This window comes from Kordiimonas gwangyangensis DSM 19435 = JCM 12864 (assembly GCF_000375545.1).
Lineage (GTDB): Bacteria > Pseudomonadota > Alphaproteobacteria > Sphingomonadales > Kordiimonadaceae > Kordiimonas > Kordiimonas gwangyangensis.
Genome location: NZ_AQXF01000004.1, coordinates 109,796 through 126,307, shown reverse-complemented (window position 1 = coordinate 126,307; position 16,512 = coordinate 109,796). Strand labels below are relative to the sequence as shown.

The window sequence follows — 16,512 nt, the reverse complement described above, 5'->3', positions numbered from 1 at the left end:
TGCTTTTTCTTTACGGCTGTGCCGTATCTTCGCGCGGCTCTTCAGACACTTCGTCAGACGTCTCTTCAGGCTCCTCTGCAGGCTGCAGATAGGCGGGCATATAGGTGGCTGGCAGCAAACTGCTGCGTTCGCGCAAGGTTTCTCCACCAGCGATATGCGCAGTGCAATAATTTCCGTCTTCGGGTGTGGGTACCGGCCCTTCTTCATACGCCGCCGCAAGATCAATAATTTCCTGCTCATAGGGGAAGATCTTGTCGGGGGTCGAACTGTTTCCGCGCTCCTCTCGCATGATCTCAAGCGCTTTGGCATAATCTGCTTTGGCACCTTCGGTGTCCCCCATATTTGCTTTTGCACATGCGCGGTAAACAAACGCCCACGAATAGTCTTCCTGATGCGTCAGGCCCTGCTCAATCGAAGCAATCGCCGCTTCATTTTCCCCAGCAAGTACCTGATTTTTTGCGCGGTGATAATTAAGCGGCATGCCAGTCCAACCGCCCTGGGCGTCATGGGCGCGCTGGTAAAAGGACTCGGCTTGGGCATAGTCGCCGCGCACCCGGTGCACCAGCGCAATACGGATATTACCCCAATAAGGCTCGCCTCGCTCAACCAGACGCTCCCCAACCGCAAGGGCTTCAGGGTATGCGCCGAGGTATATGAACGAATAGCCAATCATCTTGAGCCTGGACAGGTTGTCCGGCTCCTCGGCTTGCAGCCCTTCCAGAATAGCAAGTGCTTCCATCTGCTTGGCATCATCATGTATCTCAAGCCCGAACTCCTGCAAGGCGTCCGCTTTGCGGTTCAGGATGGCCCTGCGGTCCTCGTCCGACAGCGTGGCATAGCGCAGCGCACGGTCCGCCTGTTCAATAGCCTCATTGTATCCGACGTCGTTATAGAACCGCTCAACCTCATCCGCCCGCATAGCAGACCAACGTGCATGCTCAAGGAAGGCAACACGCCCGCCCGCAAACAGAAACAGCAGACCGAGCACGCCCGCAATCCCGGCATCAACGCTGCGTCGGTCACTGCTATCAGCGGGCAACCGCGCCCACCAAACCAACCCGACAACGACCATGATCACAGCAAAGGCCAAGACGAAGGCTATGACACCCAGCCAAATATCCTGCATGCGTTCAAACACCTTTGTACTGTCTGCAAAGGAGAGCACGCAGGTCTCATCGTCCTTGCAAAACTCGGTAAGCGTGGCTGCATCACCGGCATGCCCCGGCGGCACATAGCTAATGGTTACGCGCGCGCCGGTGTCGAAGGAGGCCTTGGCGGCAAGGAAAATTTCCTTGGCCTGCTCACCTGTCAGCGCCTGAAACTCTGTAGCAATTTCCGGCTCCATCAATTCAATCTTGAGGTCTCTGCCGTTCACATGGGCTTCCTTGACGATGCCCTCAGCGACCTCAAGTTCATATTCGCTTGGAATGCGCCAATTCTCGCGAAGTTCAGAAGCGAGCCATAGGCACGCGATAGCAAGGAATGCACCTGCACTCGCCAGATATTGCCAGCGTAGCCGCTTCTGGCGGATAACCCCAATAAGGCCACCAACTGCCAGAATAGCGATGGCGATACCAAGCTTGATGCCAATGCCTGAAAGGTCGGGCAATGACATTTGCTGGCGTATCTGGTCCACCGTCTTGCCTGAGAGGGTGGTTTCAACCAGTTTGGCAACGCTAATTTTTGCCCTTAAGTCACCCGCTTTGAAATCGTCGTAGTTTTCGCCCTCGTCCACGATCAAGTTGGTCGCAATTGTGCGGATGCGTTCTGCCGCCATCTCATACTGTGCTTGGGTGCCGATCCAGGTTATGGCCAGATAGCCTTCCCGCGTCAGCTTCAGCAGCTTCAGATTTACCCACGTCGCGCCGTTGCCCTGCTTCAGTTCGAATGCGTATTCGACCTGCTGCAACTCTGGGTCCAGTTCAGGCACCCTGAGCCAACGATCGAAGTAGAGTTTCCCCTCCTCGGACCGAGTGGCGTTCGCGCGGCTTTGTACCTTATTGAACAGCTGCACCAGCGCATGCGGCTTGGTGCGTTCCTCCCAATCGTCATCAATGACATGACCGACCTTCGCGAACTGGATGTACGCATTGTCGGTGATCTGCCGCTCGGCATTCAGCCCGACAAGAACCGCCGGCGCACGGAAGGTGAAACCGCCGGTGCCAACCCGCTCGAAATCGAGCGCATCATTACCGGTGACAATGGCCTCGTCTTCAGTCAGCCGGAGCGTGACTGGCATGTGCGGAATATCCACCTCGCCGGGACCGACGGTCCAAGGCAGCTCATAGATGCTGTTCTGTGCGCTTACGGCTGTTCCGAAAGCAAAACCAAGAAGAATGGCAAAAAGGCCAAGAATACGTGATGAAGCTGTCATAAATACCCCCAATTGAGGGATAGCTAACTACAGCCAAAGAAATTTCACAATGTGAGATTGGCGAGTTGATGCAACCAAAGAGAAACAGGCGCGGGTTATGCCCCGGTGTGAAACTCTATAATCACGCTGAACGTATTATTCCGGTCCCGAAATAATACTTTACCACCATGTGCTTTAGCCACCGCTTCGACGAGGCTGAGGCCCAAACCCAAACCGGGAGAAGTGCCGTCGCCCGCGCGGTAGAAACGCTCGGTCACACGTGCGCGATGTTCAGGCGCGATGCCGGGGCCCTCGTTGGTAACGGCAATCGATACGACCCCGCCATGCATCAAGGCTTCAACCTCAACCGTGCTCTTTACAGGCGCGAACTTGATGGCGTTGTCGAGCAGGTTGGAGACCATCTGAAACAGCAGGTTCACATCCCCCTGCAGCATAAGGTTTGGTGCCACGGTTACCTTGAGCGGCAGGCCGCGTTCTTCAGCTTCCGGCTGGAAAAGTTCCACCGCATCACTCACAACGGTGGTCAGGTCGACATTCTCCTGTGGCACACTGTGCCGCCCGGTCTCAAGCCGCGCGATAGATAGCAGCGCTTCAAACACTGCCTTGAGGCGTACGGATTCAGCAATCGCGCGCTCCGCCAGCTCGGGTTTCATATCCCCGCGTTCCGCGGCAGACGCGAGGTCTTCAAGCTCCGCATGCAGGCGGCTGAGCGGCAGGCGCAGCTCATGCGCCACACTGTCCGAGACCCGGCTGATGGCTTCGACCGATCTCTCGATCCGGTCCAGCATTTCATTGAGTGTGTTGGCCAGATTGTCAAAATCATCGCCGGAGCCGGTCGTCGGCACCCGGCGCGAGAGGTCGCCATCAATCACCTTGCGCGCGGCGGCGCTGATGGCCTCGATACGCTTGCCTGCCGCGAGGCTCATGAACACACCGCCCGCGCCGCCCAGAATTATGGAGACAACAAAGGCCGCCACGAGCCCCTCAATAAGTTGCTCCTGCCGGTCGCCGACATCTTCGATATCGCGGCCTACAATCAGCCGCGCGCCATTGGCAAAAACCTGTTCTTTTGAGAGGGCCTGATAGTCGATCTCGTCGCCTTCAAGATAGCGGTCGGCTTCAATCTCGTAGAACCCGAGGCGCGGGACCGAGGGCCAGCTGGGCAAGTTCGCGGCAACAAGTTTGCCGTTCTCGTTGATGAAGGCATGGAAGGCGCGGCGTTCCGCAGGCGCCCGGAAGCGCCGGTCAAGCGCGGCCACGAGGGCGGCTTCACCGTCCACCTTGTAGGTATGCGACAAGGCATCCAGCTCGCGCGTGACCACTTCGGCGGTTTCGTCCCACGGCTGGGTGACCATCATCCAGTAGAAGCCGCCCACCAGAATGCTGACCGACACCATGAATAGCGCCACATAAAGCGCCACAAGCCGGAACGCGAAACTGTAGCGAAGGTAGGTGAAAAAGGCCGGTGCCAAGACGTGGTCCTTATGCAGAAGGGCGGATCATGTAGCCGGTGCCGCGCACAGTGTGGATCAACTGGGCACTGAAGCCCTTGTCCACCTTCTGCCGCAACCGGCTCACGTGTTGGTCGATGATATTGGTCTGCGGGTCGAAATGATAGTCCCACACTTTTTCAAGCAGCATGGACCGTGTGACCACGCGGCCAATATTGCGCATCAGATATTCGAGAATACGAAACTCGCGCGCCGTCAGGTCAAGTCTGCGGCCACCACGGGTAACCTGGTGCGCCAGCAGGTCAACACTCAGGTCCATCACACTCAGCGTGGTTTTCTCAGGGGTCGCGGGCCCGCGGCGCGACAGCACTTCAATGCGTGCCAGCAGCTCAGAGAAGGAGAAGGGCTTGGCGAGGTAATCATCGGCACCCGCGCGCAGGCCTTTCACGCGCTCGTCCACCTCACCGAGTGCGCTCAGGAGCAGCACGGGGGTATGGTCATCGGCGGCACGCATGGTCTGCAGTATCGTCAGCCCGTCCACATTCGGTAGCATGCGGTCGAGGATGATGACGTCAAAACTTTCGGCCGCCGCCATATAAAGCGCCGTCTTGCCGTCCGCCACATGCTCAACCATATGGCCAGCCTCACGAAGCCCTTTGGCGACATGGTCGGCAACACGCCTATCGTCTTCCACCAACAAAATCTGCACAGCTGTTCTCAGTAAAAATGCCGGATACGGCTCAGTTCGGCTTGCGCGCGCCGGTGAGCGCGTCGATCACAAGCTCGGCCGACCCTGCACCGGTGACCACACCAACCTCATACTGCGGCTGGTCGTCTTCAATCTCGAAGCGCACATATTCGACCGTGCCACCAGTCTCGGCCTCTATGGCGCGCAGCCATTCGGTTGGCGCGGGCATACTGTTCGCGAGTTTCAGTTTCTCGCCCGCTGCCACATCAATCCAGAGGTTGGAGAAAAACGGTTTACGCGCCCGCACCACGGTGCCGGTGTGCGCATTGATCCATACCTGGAAATGATCCCCCGCTTTCGAGAGGTCGATCTTGTAGCAAAGTGTGTCGTCTTTGGTGTCCAGTTCCACCTCAAGCAGGTTTGCCTTGAGGTTGGTTTCCGCGATCACCGTGGCGTCAATCAGGCCAATCATCGCCGGTTCATATTCTTCGGCACTGGCGGCCCAAGTCATAGCCAGCAGGTTCGCGCAGGCGACCAGCGGCATGACCCATTTTCCAAAAGCGTTCCTCATCGTTTCATCCTCTTTTAACTCACGGGATGAGCGCAAGCTAAAACCCGCACTTAACGGGCATATTTGCCGAACATTTGTTTTTTGTCACGAAAGTCGGTTGTCTTTGCCTCCGCGCACGGCGAATGCTTGAAAATCCGTATGTTTGAACAACAAACGGATGCTTTTGTGAACCCCCAACGCCACAATCCGGTCGCCCCGCATACTCAGGATACCAAGCCGCGCATCGGTTTCCTGTTCAACCATGAACAGGCGCACCAGATCCCCCACAGTGCGCCCATCCTCGCAGCGCTTGCAGCCCGCAACCTCCCCGTCGAGCTGCATGCCTTTGTCTCCGCCCCCGGCCATATGGCGATGCTGGAGCGTTTCCTGCCGCCCGTGCTTGCCGAGCGTGTGACCTTCACCATGGTTGAACCCGGGCGCGGTGCGCGCGTGGCGGAAACGCTCACCGGTTCTGCCCTGCCGCTCAAGCGTATTGGTGCGCTCATGCGCCACCGCGCACTCCTCGCCCGCATGGATATTCTGGTGGTCCCTGAAACCACCAGCACGCTCCTGAAAACCCACCTCGGCCTCACAGACACCAAACTGGTCTACACCCAGCACGGCGCAGGTGACCGTGCTGTGGGTTTCAAAAAAGTGATCCGCCATTTTGACCATGTGCTCGTGGCGGGAGAGAAAATCCGCGACCGTATGAAGGCCGCGGGCATCATTCGCGAAGGCGACTATAGCGTCGTCGGCTACCCCAAGTTTGATGCCGTCCCCCTGGGGGGCAGGCCCAAACTGTTCGAGAACGACAACCCCACCGTTCTCTATAACCCGCACTTCCACCCTGCGCTCTCGTCCTGGTACCGGGACGGGCTGAACGTGCTTGAGTATTTTGCCGCGAACCCCCAGTTCAACCTGATTTTTGCCCCGCATGTGATGCTGTTCTCGCGCGCGCTTCACGCCTCCGGCAAGCCTGTGCGCTTGCGCCGAAGCGGGGGTGTGCCCGCGCGCTACCGCAAGTGTGCCAACATCCTCATTGATGAAGGCAGCCCGCGCTCAGTGGATATGACTTACACCCGCGCGGCGGATATCTACCTAGGCGATGTTTCAAGCCAGGTGTATGAATTTATCGCCACGCCGCGCCCCTGCCTGTTCCTCAATAGCGAACAGGCTGATTGGCACAATGACCCCAACTATAGCCACTGGCACCTCGGTAAAGTGCTGGACGGTACGGACGACCTCACCGCTCACCTCGGCGCCACCGAATGGCATGACATCCTCTATCGCCGCCGCCAGCTTTCCGCCTTCGAAGCCACCTTTGGCACCGCCCCCTTTGGAGGTGCGGAGCGGGCGGCAACGTTACTTGCAGAGCTTGCAGGCTTTGATGCCGCGCAGTCCTACACACCCTTCCTCAATGCTGCCGAGTAAAGGAGAGTTTTCATGCATGACGGCTTGACCCTGACAGAAAGCCAGCTCGCCATCGGTGCGGGCGCAACTGTCGCCAACGCGCGCGTTTCCACCGGCTTCCTGCCAGCCCTCAGCAGCGCCATCGTACTCGCCGGCGAACGGCCGGAGCGGGACATGCTTGGTGCCCAAGGCGGCATTCACGGCAAGGCCATGGCACCCATTGCCGGCAAGCCGATGATCGCGCATGTGGTCGCGACCCTCGCGCGCTCAGGCCTTGTGGGGGAAATCCTCATCAGCTCCAATTCTGACTTGACGGGCGAGGCCGAGCTTACCCACGCGGCGGCAGGCATTCCGCTTCGCCACGTGCCCACACGCACCACCATCTGTAGCAGCGTGAAGGCGGCCTACGACTGTGTGCCCAAGGGCCGCGGCGCGCTTGTCACCACCGCTGACAATCCGCTTCTGAGCGTCGAGGCACTGAGCGATTTCATCATGGCCGCCGCAGGGCATGACGGGCTTTCGCTCGGCCTCGTGCCAGACCATGTCATCCGCGCCAAATACCCCACCAGCAAACGCACCTACTACCGCTTCCGTGATGCGGCGGTCTCAGGCGCGAACCTGTTCTATTTCCGCGGCGATGCTGCCACCAACGTACTCGGGTTTTGGGAGCGCGCTGAAAGCCACCGCAAAAAGCCGTGGAAAATCCTGAGCGCGTTTGGCTGGGGCACGGTTATGGGCATGGCGCTCCGCCGCCTGTCGCTAAAGGACGGTTTTGCCCGCGCTGGTAAAGTGGTTGGTTGCCCGGTCAACGCTCATCTTCTGAAGGAGGCGGAAGCCGCGATGGACGTGGACAGCCCGCGCGATTTTGTGGCGGCCGAACGTATCCTTGTGGACCGTATGAAACATACCCGTGGCCCGCAAAAATGGGGCGGCAGCGGCACCCAGTCTTTTGCTGTGTTCGACCTTGACCGCACCCTGACCAAGCGCGGCACGTTCACACCCTTCCTGCTATCCACCCGCAAAGGCATGGTCGCGCGCAGCGTGCTGATGCTGCGCCTGCTCCGCCACATGATCCTCTACAAAGCCAAACGCATCAGCCGACTTGAGCTCAAGAACCGGATGCTCACCCTTGCCTTCAAGGGCTTCAGCGAGCAGGAGATTGAGGCCGCATCCGCAAGGTTCGCACAAAAGACGGTTGCAAAAGGCCTGCGCCCCGGGGCGGAGCTTGCGCTCGCCATGCACAGGATGGAAGGGGACACCATGGTGCTCGCCACCGCCGCGATTGACCTTTATGTGCACGCCATCGCCAACGCGCTGGGCTTTGAGTGTGTGGTTTGCACCGGCACCACCTTCACCGGTGATGAGCGCGCACCCGTCGCGCTCAGCGGTGCCAATTGTTACGGTGATGACAAATTCCTGCAATTGCGGGACGCGCTTCTGGGCACCTCAGGCCTCACCCGCGACCGCATCTTTGTATCTTTCTACAGCGACCATCATACCGACATGCCGCTCCTTGAATGGGCAGATGTACCCGTGGTCGTATGCCCCGGGATCAAGACCCATTCGATGGCCGTGGTGCGGCAAATGAAGATTGTGGAGTGGTAACAAAAAAGCCGCCATGCCACCGCTGGAGCCGGTAACATGGCGGACAAACACCGGGAGGTGTTTAAGTCTAGAAGTCGAACCCGACCTTGACGCCAACGGTGCGCGGACGCGTGCGGTTGGCGTTATTCCATTCGTGGTAGGGGTCGATCCACTTGTTCACATTGGTGATGTTCTGCGCGAACAGCTCGAATGAGACAGCGCCGCTTGTCAGCCCAATGCGGGCATCAAGAAGCGCGATGCTGTCGGAATATTGCGGTACATTGTCACCGGGGAAACTGGTGCGGTCCACATAGGGCATCTCATCCCTGTAGCTATAATCCACGCGGAAGAAGCCCGGCATATCCGCCGACCACATAAAGTCATAGTTTGCGCCAAGGGTGAAGCTGAAGTCTGGCACATAGTCGATGGGGTCACCGACAATGTTGGCCGTATCGTCAGCTGTGATTTCCGTAACCTCAGCGTCGATGACCGTACCTGAAGCACTGAAGGTCAGCGCATCCGTCGCCCGCCAGGAGAAGGAAGCTTCAAGGCCCTTCACCTCAGCCGCACCAACGTTCGAGACAAGCTGCTGCAGCCCAAGCTCAGGCCCGAGGAACACGAGGCCCCGGCGCAGCATGTCGTTATATTCGGTATAATAAGCGGCAAAGTCGAAATAGAGCGCGCCGTCAAGCGCCGTGCCCTTCAGGCCCGCTTCATAGGACCATAGCGATTCCGGGTTAAACGGCGGGTTGCCACCGGTGTTGAACCCACCGCTGCGGAAGCCTTTGGCCACGCTCGCATAGAAATTAAGGTCATCCGTCATGGCGTAGGACAGGTAGAAACGCGGGTTTACCGTGTCAAACTTGCCTTCCTCAGTAACCGCGGTTGGCGCGAAACCATTGGTCTCAGAGCCCTTGTCCTCGAAGTAGCGCACACCTGCGCCTACTTCCAGACGGTCCGTCAGCTTATAGGACGCGTTGGCGAATGCGGCGTAGGACTTCGATGTATTCTCGGAAAAGAACTCCTGATCGGTGACCACAAAGCCGAAATAGTCATATTCGAAATATGCCGTCAGCGAGCGTTTCATGTCGCGGTAGAAACCGCCAACTGTCCACTGGAACGGCCCTTCGCCGGTGGACGACAGCCGCACTTCCTGGGTGAACTGCTCGCCCGGGTTATAGCGCAGGTCATTGCCTTCATACTGGCCCAGATAAATGGTGTCCTCACCGCCACGGTAGGCGAAGGGGTACTGGTGGTACTGGTCCACATAACTTGTGGAACTCATGATCTCCACACCGCCGAGGTTGTAGCTCATGGTCAGGTTATAAAGCTCATAGTCCCAGATTTTGGGGATCAGTTCCTTGGACGGATCGATGGCCACAAACACCGTGCGGTCCGGCTGCTCGTAACCTTGCCCAAGCTCATATTCCGCATGATAGGACACAAAGGTCGCCATCAGCTCGAAGTCCTCATTGGGACGCCACAGTGCCTTGAAGCGCAGGTTCGTGAGCTCCTCGTCGTTGCCGTCCTCGATCCCGGCTTCGGGCTGGTCCTGCCACCCGCCACCGTTCTTCACGGTTGCGGCAACGCGCACGGCGAACTTGCCGGGCACAAGCGGCACGTTAGCGATGCCCGTAAATTCTGTGCCCAGTTCGCCGCCTGCGACAGATGTCAGCGCCGCGTCCACATGGCCTTCAAAATCGTCAAGGTTAGGGTCGTTGGTGATATAGCGCACCGTGCCTGCAACCGCGCCTTGGCCATAGAGCGTGCCCTGCGGGCCTTTCAGCACCTCGACACGCGCGATATCAAGCGTGCGGGTCGGGAGCACGTCATAGCCCGTCAGGTTCATCGGCACTTCGTCCTGGTAGACGCTCACGAGCGATCCGCCACCATAGGCGTTTGCGATACCGCGCAGGAAGATCTGGTAGCTACCCGGACCATCCTCACGCATCGTCAGGCCCGGCACCGCGAACGACAGGTCCTGAATGCTGTCGATGCCGCGCTCCTCAAGCTCGGTCCCGCCAAGGGCGGTGATGCTCATCGGCACTTCAATCAGCCGCTGTTCGCGTTTCTGCGCCGTGACCACAATCTCTTCAAGTGTGAACTCTGTGGCGTCTGCGCTTGTCTCCTGTGCCAACACGGGCGACTGCAAAAGCGCCAGCGTGGACAGGGAAGCCAGATAATATTTGCTGTATTTTTTCATCGTGTTTCCCCTCCGAGACCGGCTGGCGACACCCTGCCATCAGGATGCACGAGCCGGGATTTCCTCATGCTGTCAGAGTAAGCAGCCGCGCCGCCCTTGGGGCAGATGCCAATAGTGCAACGAACGGTGCGCAGGGGTCACCAGCCCGAAAACGGCTGGAAACCTTGCGGCCCGCGCCTGCGAATCCGCGGCTGCCGCACGCTGGTGCGACGCACGCACCACATATTGCCCCGTTTGCACCTGCCAAAGCTGCATGCGCTTCGGCTAGGGTCGACTTTGGGATATCAGGACCACAGGAAATGGGAAGCACTCTATGAATGACCGCGCGGTAAAAATTGGTTCCGCCACCGATGCCTATTCGGGCCGTCTGTTCCCGACGGAGCAGATTGAAACCTTCCGGAACATCGACAAGCTGTTCCCAAGCCGGACCATTTCACGTGGAACATCAACCGCGGTGAGCGAACTGGCAACACGCGCCCTGCCGCTTGATGACATGACGATCGAGACCGACCAAGGCGACTATGACCTGTATGACTATCTGGCGCGCAACCGGGTGACGGCCCTCCTGATCGCCAAGGATGAACGCATCGCGCTTGAGCGCTACGAGTATGGCAACACGCCGGATACACGCTGGATGTCCATGTCGATGGCGAAGTCGGTCAGCACCACGCTTGTGGGCGCCGCCATACAGGACGGTTTTATTGATAGCCTTGAGGACCCTTTGAGCAAGTATCTGCCGATCCTGAAGGGCGGTGCCTATGACGGTGTGAGCATAAGACAGCTCTTGCAGATGACATCCGGCGCGCACTGGGACGAAACCCACACCGACCCGAATTCCGAACGCCGCGCCGTGCTTGAGCTTCAACTCGCGCAAAAACCCGGTGAAATCCTCAAATATATGTCCGGCCTCAAGCGGGTGGCGGAGCCCGGTACGCACTGGAACTATAGCACCGGTGAGACCCATGTGGTGGGAGAACTGTTGCGCGCCGCGACGGGGGAATATCTGTCGGATTATCTCAGCCGCAAGATATGGTCACGCCTTGGCATGGAGTCGGATGCATCATGGTGGCTTGAAGCGCCGGACGGGCTTGAAGTCGCCGGCAGCGGTATTGCCGCTACGCTCCGCGACTATGCGCGCTTCGGCCATTTCATCATGAATGATGGCGTCATCGCGGGGGAGCGCATCCTGACGGAAGGCTGGGTGAAGGAGGCCGGAAGCCCGCGCGAGATTGGCGGGCAAACGCTTGATTACGGCTTCATGTGGTGGCCGGTGCGCGCGCCTGCGGGTACGGGGTTCGAGGACGGTTTCAGCGCACGCGGCATCTTCGGGCAATATATGTATATCAACCCGGCGCGGCGTATCCTCATTGTGGTGTGGAGCGCGCGGGCAAAGCCGCTTGGCTCCGAAGTCATCCCGGATAATGACTTTTTTAACGCAGTCGTGAAAACAATAGGCTAACAAGTCCGGGGGGACAGAATGCAACAAAACCAGACAGCACCAGAGAGGCGCGAGGATGATATCTTCGGTCACCCACGCGGGCTCGCCTACATCGTCTTCACCGAGGCGTGGGAGCGTTTCTCCTTTTACGGTATGCAGGCGCTTCTGGTGCTCTATATGGCCGGGCACCTTCTGAACCCCGGCGCAGTTGAGGGGGTGATTGCGTTTGAGGGTTTCCGCACGCTTCTAGAGGCGGTGTTTGGCCCCTTGTCCACCCAAGCGCTCGCGACCCAGATATTCGGTCTTTATATCGGCCTCATCTATTTCATGCCCGTGCTGGGTGGCTTTATCGGCGACCGGGTGATGGGGCAGAAAAAGGCGGTGCTAATCGGCGCGGCGCTCATGGCGCTTGGTCACTTCCTGATGGCGTTTGAGGCGGTGTTCCTGTTCGCGCTCTCGGCTCTCATTCTTGGCGCAGGCCTCCTCAAGGGTAACCTCGCCGCACAAGTGGGCCGGCTTTATAAAAAGGACGATCAGCGCCGCGATACCGCCTATTCGCTTTACATCATGTCGATCAACGTGGGCGCCTTTGTCGCCCCGCTTATTTGCGGCACGCTTGGCGAGCTTTACGGCTGGCACTACGGCTTTGGCGCGGCGGGCGTGGGCATGATGGTCGGCATCGTCATTTACCTGCGCGGCCAGCATTTCCTGCCGCCTGATACCATGGCAGACGCAGGCACTGCGAGGCCCAAGCTTCAGAAGGGTGACGGCAAGGTCATCGCCGCTATCTTGCTGCTCTTTGTCATCGCCGCGCTATTCTGGACCGCGCAGACACAAGTGTGGAACACCTACCCCTTGTGGATTCGCGACCGGGTAGACCGGGAGATCTTTGACCTCACTGTCCCCGTCACATGGTTCCAGTCGTTCGACAGCCTCGCTGTACTGGTACTCGGCCCCTTTGTGATGTGGTACTGGAAACGCCAGCGCGACCGCAAAGCCGAACCCGGCGACCTGATGAAGGTCATCCTCGGCTGCGCGATGTTTACCCTTGCTTGCGTATGGCTGGCGCTTGGTGAATTTGCTGCGGGCGGCGGTCAGGTCTCTCTGTTCTGGCCCGTGGTGTTCCATTTCATCTGCGCCGTTGGCTACCTATATGTGGGGCCGATCATGCTCGCGCTTGTATCCTCCGCAGCACCTGAGGCCGTGAACGCCATGATGGTCGGTTCCTACTATCTTTCACTTTTCTTTGGCGGTATCGCGAGTGGATGGCTCGGCCGGTTCTATGAACCCATGTCCGACGCCGGCTTCTGGCTGATGCACGGGGCGATTGTGGGCCTTGCCGCAGTGCTGGTGCTTGTGTTGCACCGGCCCTTCAAAGTGGTGCTCCGGCTGCACTAATGTCACCTTTCACTAAGGGCAACCGCTTGACAGCGACGGGAGATCACCGCCAAGATCGTATCTTGCACTTGATAGTCGTTATCAGTTTTCACGAGGTGCCAGAAAAGATATGACCGCCCCAAGCCAAAAACCGGCCATAAGCCCGCACCTGCCCTCCCGCAAAGCCCTGCCGCCCTTCGAGGCGCTGCGCGCATTTGACGCTGTCGCGCGGCTTGGCGGTATCCGGAAGGCAGCCCAAGGGCTGGAGCGTGACCACGCAGTGATCAGCCGCCACATTCGCACCATTGAAAGCTGGACCGGCGCGGTACTGGTGGAGCGCACGCCCACGGGCATCGCGCTGACCGCAGAGGGGCGCGAGTATCACGCGCGCATCGCGGAAGCGATTGACGCGCTCGCCAACGCCACACTCGACATGATGAAACGAAGCGACAACCAGCCGGTGCAAATCTGGTGCATGCCAGGCCTGGCCTTCCACTGGCTGACAGGCAGGCTTGGCGCGTTCGAGGCCGCCTATCCCGGTGTGCGCACCGAGGTGCGCCCGACGGACGTGAGCCCCGACCTTGTCGCCAATGAGGCCGACATCGATATTCGTTTTGTGCCGCAATACGGTGCCGCCTTCCATGTGCCGCAGGGTGTGCGCAAACTCAAACTCGCGCGGCTGCCGATCATTGCGGTCGCAAGCCCCGACTACCTGAAGGGCAGCCCGGCACTTGAAAAACCCGCTGACCTGTTGGCGCACCAACTGCTGCATGAGGAAGACGCTTCCTACTGGCAGGACTGGCTGAGCGCGCATGGTGTGAAACAGGACGGTGAACTTGGCGGGCCGCTGTTGTGGCAGGCGCACCTCACTATGGATGCCGCCCGCCATGGCCGCGGCATCGCGCTCAGCAACCATCTGGTGGCGGCCGAGGACCTCAAAGCCGGACGGCTGGTGGAGGTGGGCGCTGGCAAGCCTGCGTTCGCAAGCAAGACACCCGGTGATTACCTGTTCCTCGCGCGCGCTGACCGGTGGGAGCTGCCGTCGATCCGCCGTTTCCGCACATGGCTCCATACCGCCATCACCAAGGAATTGCCCTGAGCCTATTGCCATGGTGCCTGCCGTGCACCGGCCCCGACCCATGACGCATCTTGCGCGCCGTGTGCCGGTGCCGGAAACTGGCAAACAATTGATCCTGTATCAGAGAAGGGGAGCGAACCATGCGGGGACTGACACACACAATCGGGGCAGGCCTTTCCACACTTGCGCTCGCGGCAATCCTGAGCATCAGCAGCGCAGCGGTCGACGACCAGCAAAACGAGCCCATGAGCATCAATGCGGAAAGCGTACGCATGCTCTCCTACGACTGGCCGATCCTCAAGGTTGGCACCGGCAGCTATGAGGCTGGGCCCACGGGTGTCACCGTCTTCCAGTTTGACAAGAAAGTGCTGGTGGCGGCGGACGTGCGGGGCGGTGGCCCCGGCACCGTGAACGCCCCCTATATGGACCTTGGCTATAACTATGCCGAACTGGACACCGTGGTGTTCGCAGGTGGCTCCTGGTACGGGCTTGAGGCCGTGACAGCGGTTGCCACCGCGCTCAAGGATGACGGCGTGCGCGACGGCAATGTGTTCACCGAGGATGTGAATATCGCCATGTCTGTGGGCTCGATCATCTTCGACTTCGGCACCCGTCGCCTCAATGAGATTTACCCAGATAAACGGCTGGCGCAGGCGGCCTTCCGCGCTGCGAAAACAGGCACCTTCCCGCTTGGCGCATATGGCGCCGGCCGTTTCGCCAAAAGTGGTGGCTTCTTTGGCTGCAACGCTTTCTCAGGCCAGGGCGGCGCATTCAAACAGGTGGGTGACCTGAAGGTTGCGGCCTTCGTGATCGCGAACCCTTACGGTGTCATCACCGACCGGGACGGAAAGGTCGCCGCCTGCTACACGTCTGACAAATGGCCGGACGGCGAGGTGAAAACCTCTAAGCTGATGCAGGGCTTCCCCGAAAGCCGCGAGACCGGCACGGCTGCAGTTGAGGAGACCGCAAGCGCCAAAAACACCACCGTCAGCCTGATTGTGGTGAACCAGAAGATGGACCCGGCGGACCTCAAGCGCCTTGCGGTGCAGGTACACACCTCCATGGGGCGCGGCATCCAGCCATTTGCGACCCAGTTTGACGGTGACGTGCTTTACGCCGTCTCCACCGGGGAGCTTGAAAAGCCCGCCTTCTGGTCGCCGGACCTTGGTGTCATCGCCTCTGAAGTGATGTGGGATGCGCTGCTTGCCTCCGTGCCGGAACAGCCTGCAGCCGCCACTCCAAACCCGGACCAGAAATATAATGCATCGGCCCTCAAGGGCTTCGCGGGCGACTATGAATTCAGCCGGTTTGCGAGCCTGAATATCAGCACAAAAGACGGCAAACTCTATGCTACAGCGAGCGGCGAACGCACTGTCTTCGGCATTGCGCACAAGGAAGCGACCGAACTTGTGCCTGTCTCCGCACGGGAGTTCATGGTGCCGGGGCGTTACCCGCTTACCTTCCACTTCGAGGAAGACGGCAGCCTGATGCTGAACCCCGGCCACTGGCAACAGCACGGCACCCGCAAATAACGCAAGACTTGAGCAATCAGGCGGCCTGTGCTACCAAGCCGCCAACCTTAGGGGAGTAGCTACCTCTTACGACCCGAGAGGGCATGTCAACAAACTTGCACCCACAGGTGCATGGCATGTCCGTGCCACATTCCATATTGGCATCAGCGAGACCTAAGGCAAACGGCGCTTTCCATGGCAGGACGGCGGCTGTTTGCCTTTGGAAACGTTTGTCCTGCCGTGGAGTTTGTGATGGAAATCGACGCTTTTATCATCCCCACCGCCGCAGTGGCCCTCGCCGAAATTGGTGACAAGACCCAACTGCTGACCCTCGTGCTTGCCGCCCGCTTCAATGCGGCGCGCTCAATCATCCTTGGCATTCTTATCGCCACGCTTGTCAACCACGGGCTGTCCGTCCTTCTCGGCCAGTGGCTGGTGGATTTTATCCCCGAAGGCTGGATCACCTGGATTGTGGCCGGCTCCTTCCTTGCCGTCGGCCTTTGGCTTTTGATCCCGGATAAGGACGACGAGGAAAGCTCCCGCTTCTATGCCTATGGCCCATTCCTCGCGACCCTTGTGCTCTTTTTCCTCGCCGAGATTGGCGACAAGACACAGGTGGCAACCGTTATCCTGGCTGGCCAATACGAGAGCGCACTTCTGGTGACCCTTGGCACCACCGCAGGCATGATGCTGGCCAACGTACCGGTCATCTACCTTGGCCGCAAAGCGATGGACTTTGTGCCCCTCGCCTATGTGCGCTACGCCGCCTGCGCGCTCTTCCTCCTGATGGCCATCGCCACCGCGTTCCTCTGAGGCTATTCCATTTGGGCGGGCGTGGGAGCATGTCA

12 protein-coding genes are annotated in these 16,512 nt (G+C 59.3%); 7 read left to right on the top strand and 5 right to left on the bottom strand.

The window, feature by feature from the left end:
* Nucleotides 1-10: 10 nt before the first annotated feature.
* The 4 genes from B150_RS0112170 to B150_RS0112155 all read right to left on the bottom strand — a co-directional run bounded on the left by B150_RS0112170 (nucleotide 11) and on the right by B150_RS0112155 (nucleotide 5,084).
* A complete protein-coding gene (locus B150_RS0112170) occupies nucleotides 11-2,374 on the bottom strand; it encodes a DUF2167 domain-containing protein (RefSeq protein WP_020400209.1) in 2,364 nt (787 codons plus the stop codon).
* Nucleotides 2,375-2,469: 95 nt separating this feature from the next.
* Nucleotides 2,470-3,846 carry a sensor histidine kinase gene (locus tag B150_RS0112165; RefSeq protein WP_020400208.1) on the bottom strand — a complete coding sequence of 459 codons (1,377 nt, stop codon included), beginning with the start codon at nucleotides 3,844-3,846 and terminating at the stop codon, nucleotides 2,470-2,472.
* Between the two features lie 10 nt (nucleotides 3,847-3,856).
* The gene (locus tag B150_RS0112160; RefSeq protein ID WP_020400207.1) at nucleotides 3,857-4,534 is read right to left on the bottom strand and encodes a response regulator transcription factor; all 678 of its coding nucleotides are present in this window, start codon (nucleotides 4,532-4,534) and stop codon (nucleotides 3,857-3,859) included.
* Nucleotides 4,535-4,565: 31 nt separating this feature from the next.
* Nucleotides 4,566-5,084, bottom strand: coding sequence for a PepSY domain-containing protein (locus B150_RS0112155; protein WP_081611435.1), 519 nt, complete (start codon nucleotides 5,082-5,084; stop codon nucleotides 4,566-4,568).
* 138 nt (nucleotides 5,085-5,222) lie between these two features.
* Between B150_RS0112155 and B150_RS0112150 the strand changes: the two genes are divergently transcribed.
* Nucleotides 5,223-6,494, top strand: coding sequence for a hypothetical protein (locus B150_RS0112150; RefSeq protein WP_020400205.1), 1,272 nt, complete (start codon nucleotides 5,223-5,225; stop codon nucleotides 6,492-6,494).
* Nucleotides 6,495-6,506: 12 nt separating this feature from the next.
* Nucleotides 6,507-8,078, top strand: coding sequence for an HAD-IB family hydrolase (locus B150_RS22440; RefSeq protein WP_020400204.1), 1,572 nt, complete (start codon nucleotides 6,507-6,509; stop codon nucleotides 8,076-8,078).
* Between the two features lie 67 nt (nucleotides 8,079-8,145).
* Here the strand turns inward: B150_RS22440 and B150_RS0112140 are convergent, their stop codons facing one another.
* A complete protein-coding gene (locus tag B150_RS0112140; RefSeq protein WP_020400203.1) occupies nucleotides 8,146-10,260 on the bottom strand; it encodes a TonB-dependent receptor in 2,115 nt (704 codons plus the stop codon).
* Between the two features lie 313 nt (nucleotides 10,261-10,573).
* On the opposite strand from B150_RS0112140, the gene B150_RS0112135 reads away from it, so the two are divergent.
* From B150_RS0112135 to B150_RS0112115, 5 genes are all read left to right on the top strand, one after another.
* Nucleotides 10,574-11,719, top strand: coding sequence for a serine hydrolase domain-containing protein (locus B150_RS0112135; RefSeq protein WP_020400202.1), 1,146 nt, complete (start codon nucleotides 10,574-10,576; stop codon nucleotides 11,717-11,719).
* 18 nt (nucleotides 11,720-11,737) lie between these two features.
* Nucleotides 11,738-13,096 carry a peptide MFS transporter gene (locus tag B150_RS0112130; protein ID WP_020400201.1) on the top strand — a complete coding sequence of 453 codons (1,359 nt, stop codon included), beginning with the start codon at nucleotides 11,738-11,740 and terminating at the stop codon, nucleotides 13,094-13,096.
* 109 nt (nucleotides 13,097-13,205) lie between these two features.
* Nucleotides 13,206-14,174: a LysR substrate-binding domain-containing protein gene (locus B150_RS0112125; RefSeq protein WP_020400200.1), complete on the top strand. Its 969-nt coding sequence runs from the start codon at nucleotides 13,206-13,208 to the stop codon at nucleotides 14,172-14,174.
* A gap of 119 nt (nucleotides 14,175-14,293) precedes the next feature.
* On the top strand, nucleotides 14,294-15,685 hold the full coding sequence (locus tag B150_RS0112120) for a P1 family peptidase (protein WP_020400199.1): 1,392 nt from the start codon (nucleotides 14,294-14,296) through the stop codon (nucleotides 15,683-15,685).
* 231 nt (nucleotides 15,686-15,916) lie between these two features.
* A complete protein-coding gene (locus B150_RS0112115; protein WP_020400198.1) occupies nucleotides 15,917-16,477 on the top strand; it encodes a TMEM165/GDT1 family protein in 561 nt (186 codons plus the stop codon).
* The last annotated feature ends 35 nt before the right edge of the window (nucleotides 16,478-16,512 follow it).

Coding starts and splice junctions, on each gene's coding strand:
- B150_RS0112170 (WP_020400209.1), bottom strand. CDS start 2,374: ATGACAGCTTCATCACGTATTCTTGGCCTTTTTGCCATTCTTCTTGGT.
- B150_RS0112155 (WP_081611435.1), bottom strand. CDS start 5,084: ATGAGGAACGCTTTTGGAAAATGGGTCATGCCGCTGGTCGCCTGCGCG.
- B150_RS0112150 (WP_020400205.1), top strand. CDS start 5,223: ATGTTTGAACAACAAACGGATGCTTTTGTGAACCCCCAACGCCACAAT.
- B150_RS22440 (WP_020400204.1), top strand. CDS start 6,507: ATGCATGACGGCTTGACCCTGACAGAAAGCCAGCTCGCCATCGGTGCG.
- B150_RS0112140 (WP_020400203.1), bottom strand. CDS start 10,260: ATGAAAAAATACAGCAAATATTATCTGGCTTCCCTGTCCACGCTGGCG.
- B150_RS0112135 (WP_020400202.1), top strand. CDS start 10,574: ATGAATGACCGCGCGGTAAAAATTGGTTCCGCCACCGATGCCTATTCG.
- B150_RS0112130 (WP_020400201.1), top strand. CDS start 11,738: ATGCAACAAAACCAGACAGCACCAGAGAGGCGCGAGGATGATATCTTC.
- B150_RS0112125 (WP_020400200.1), top strand. CDS start 13,206: ATGACCGCCCCAAGCCAAAAACCGGCCATAAGCCCGCACCTGCCCTCC.
- B150_RS0112120 (WP_020400199.1), top strand. CDS start 14,294: ATGCGGGGACTGACACACACAATCGGGGCAGGCCTTTCCACACTTGCG.
- B150_RS0112115 (WP_020400198.1), top strand. CDS start 15,917: ATGGAAATCGACGCTTTTATCATCCCCACCGCCGCAGTGGCCCTCGCC.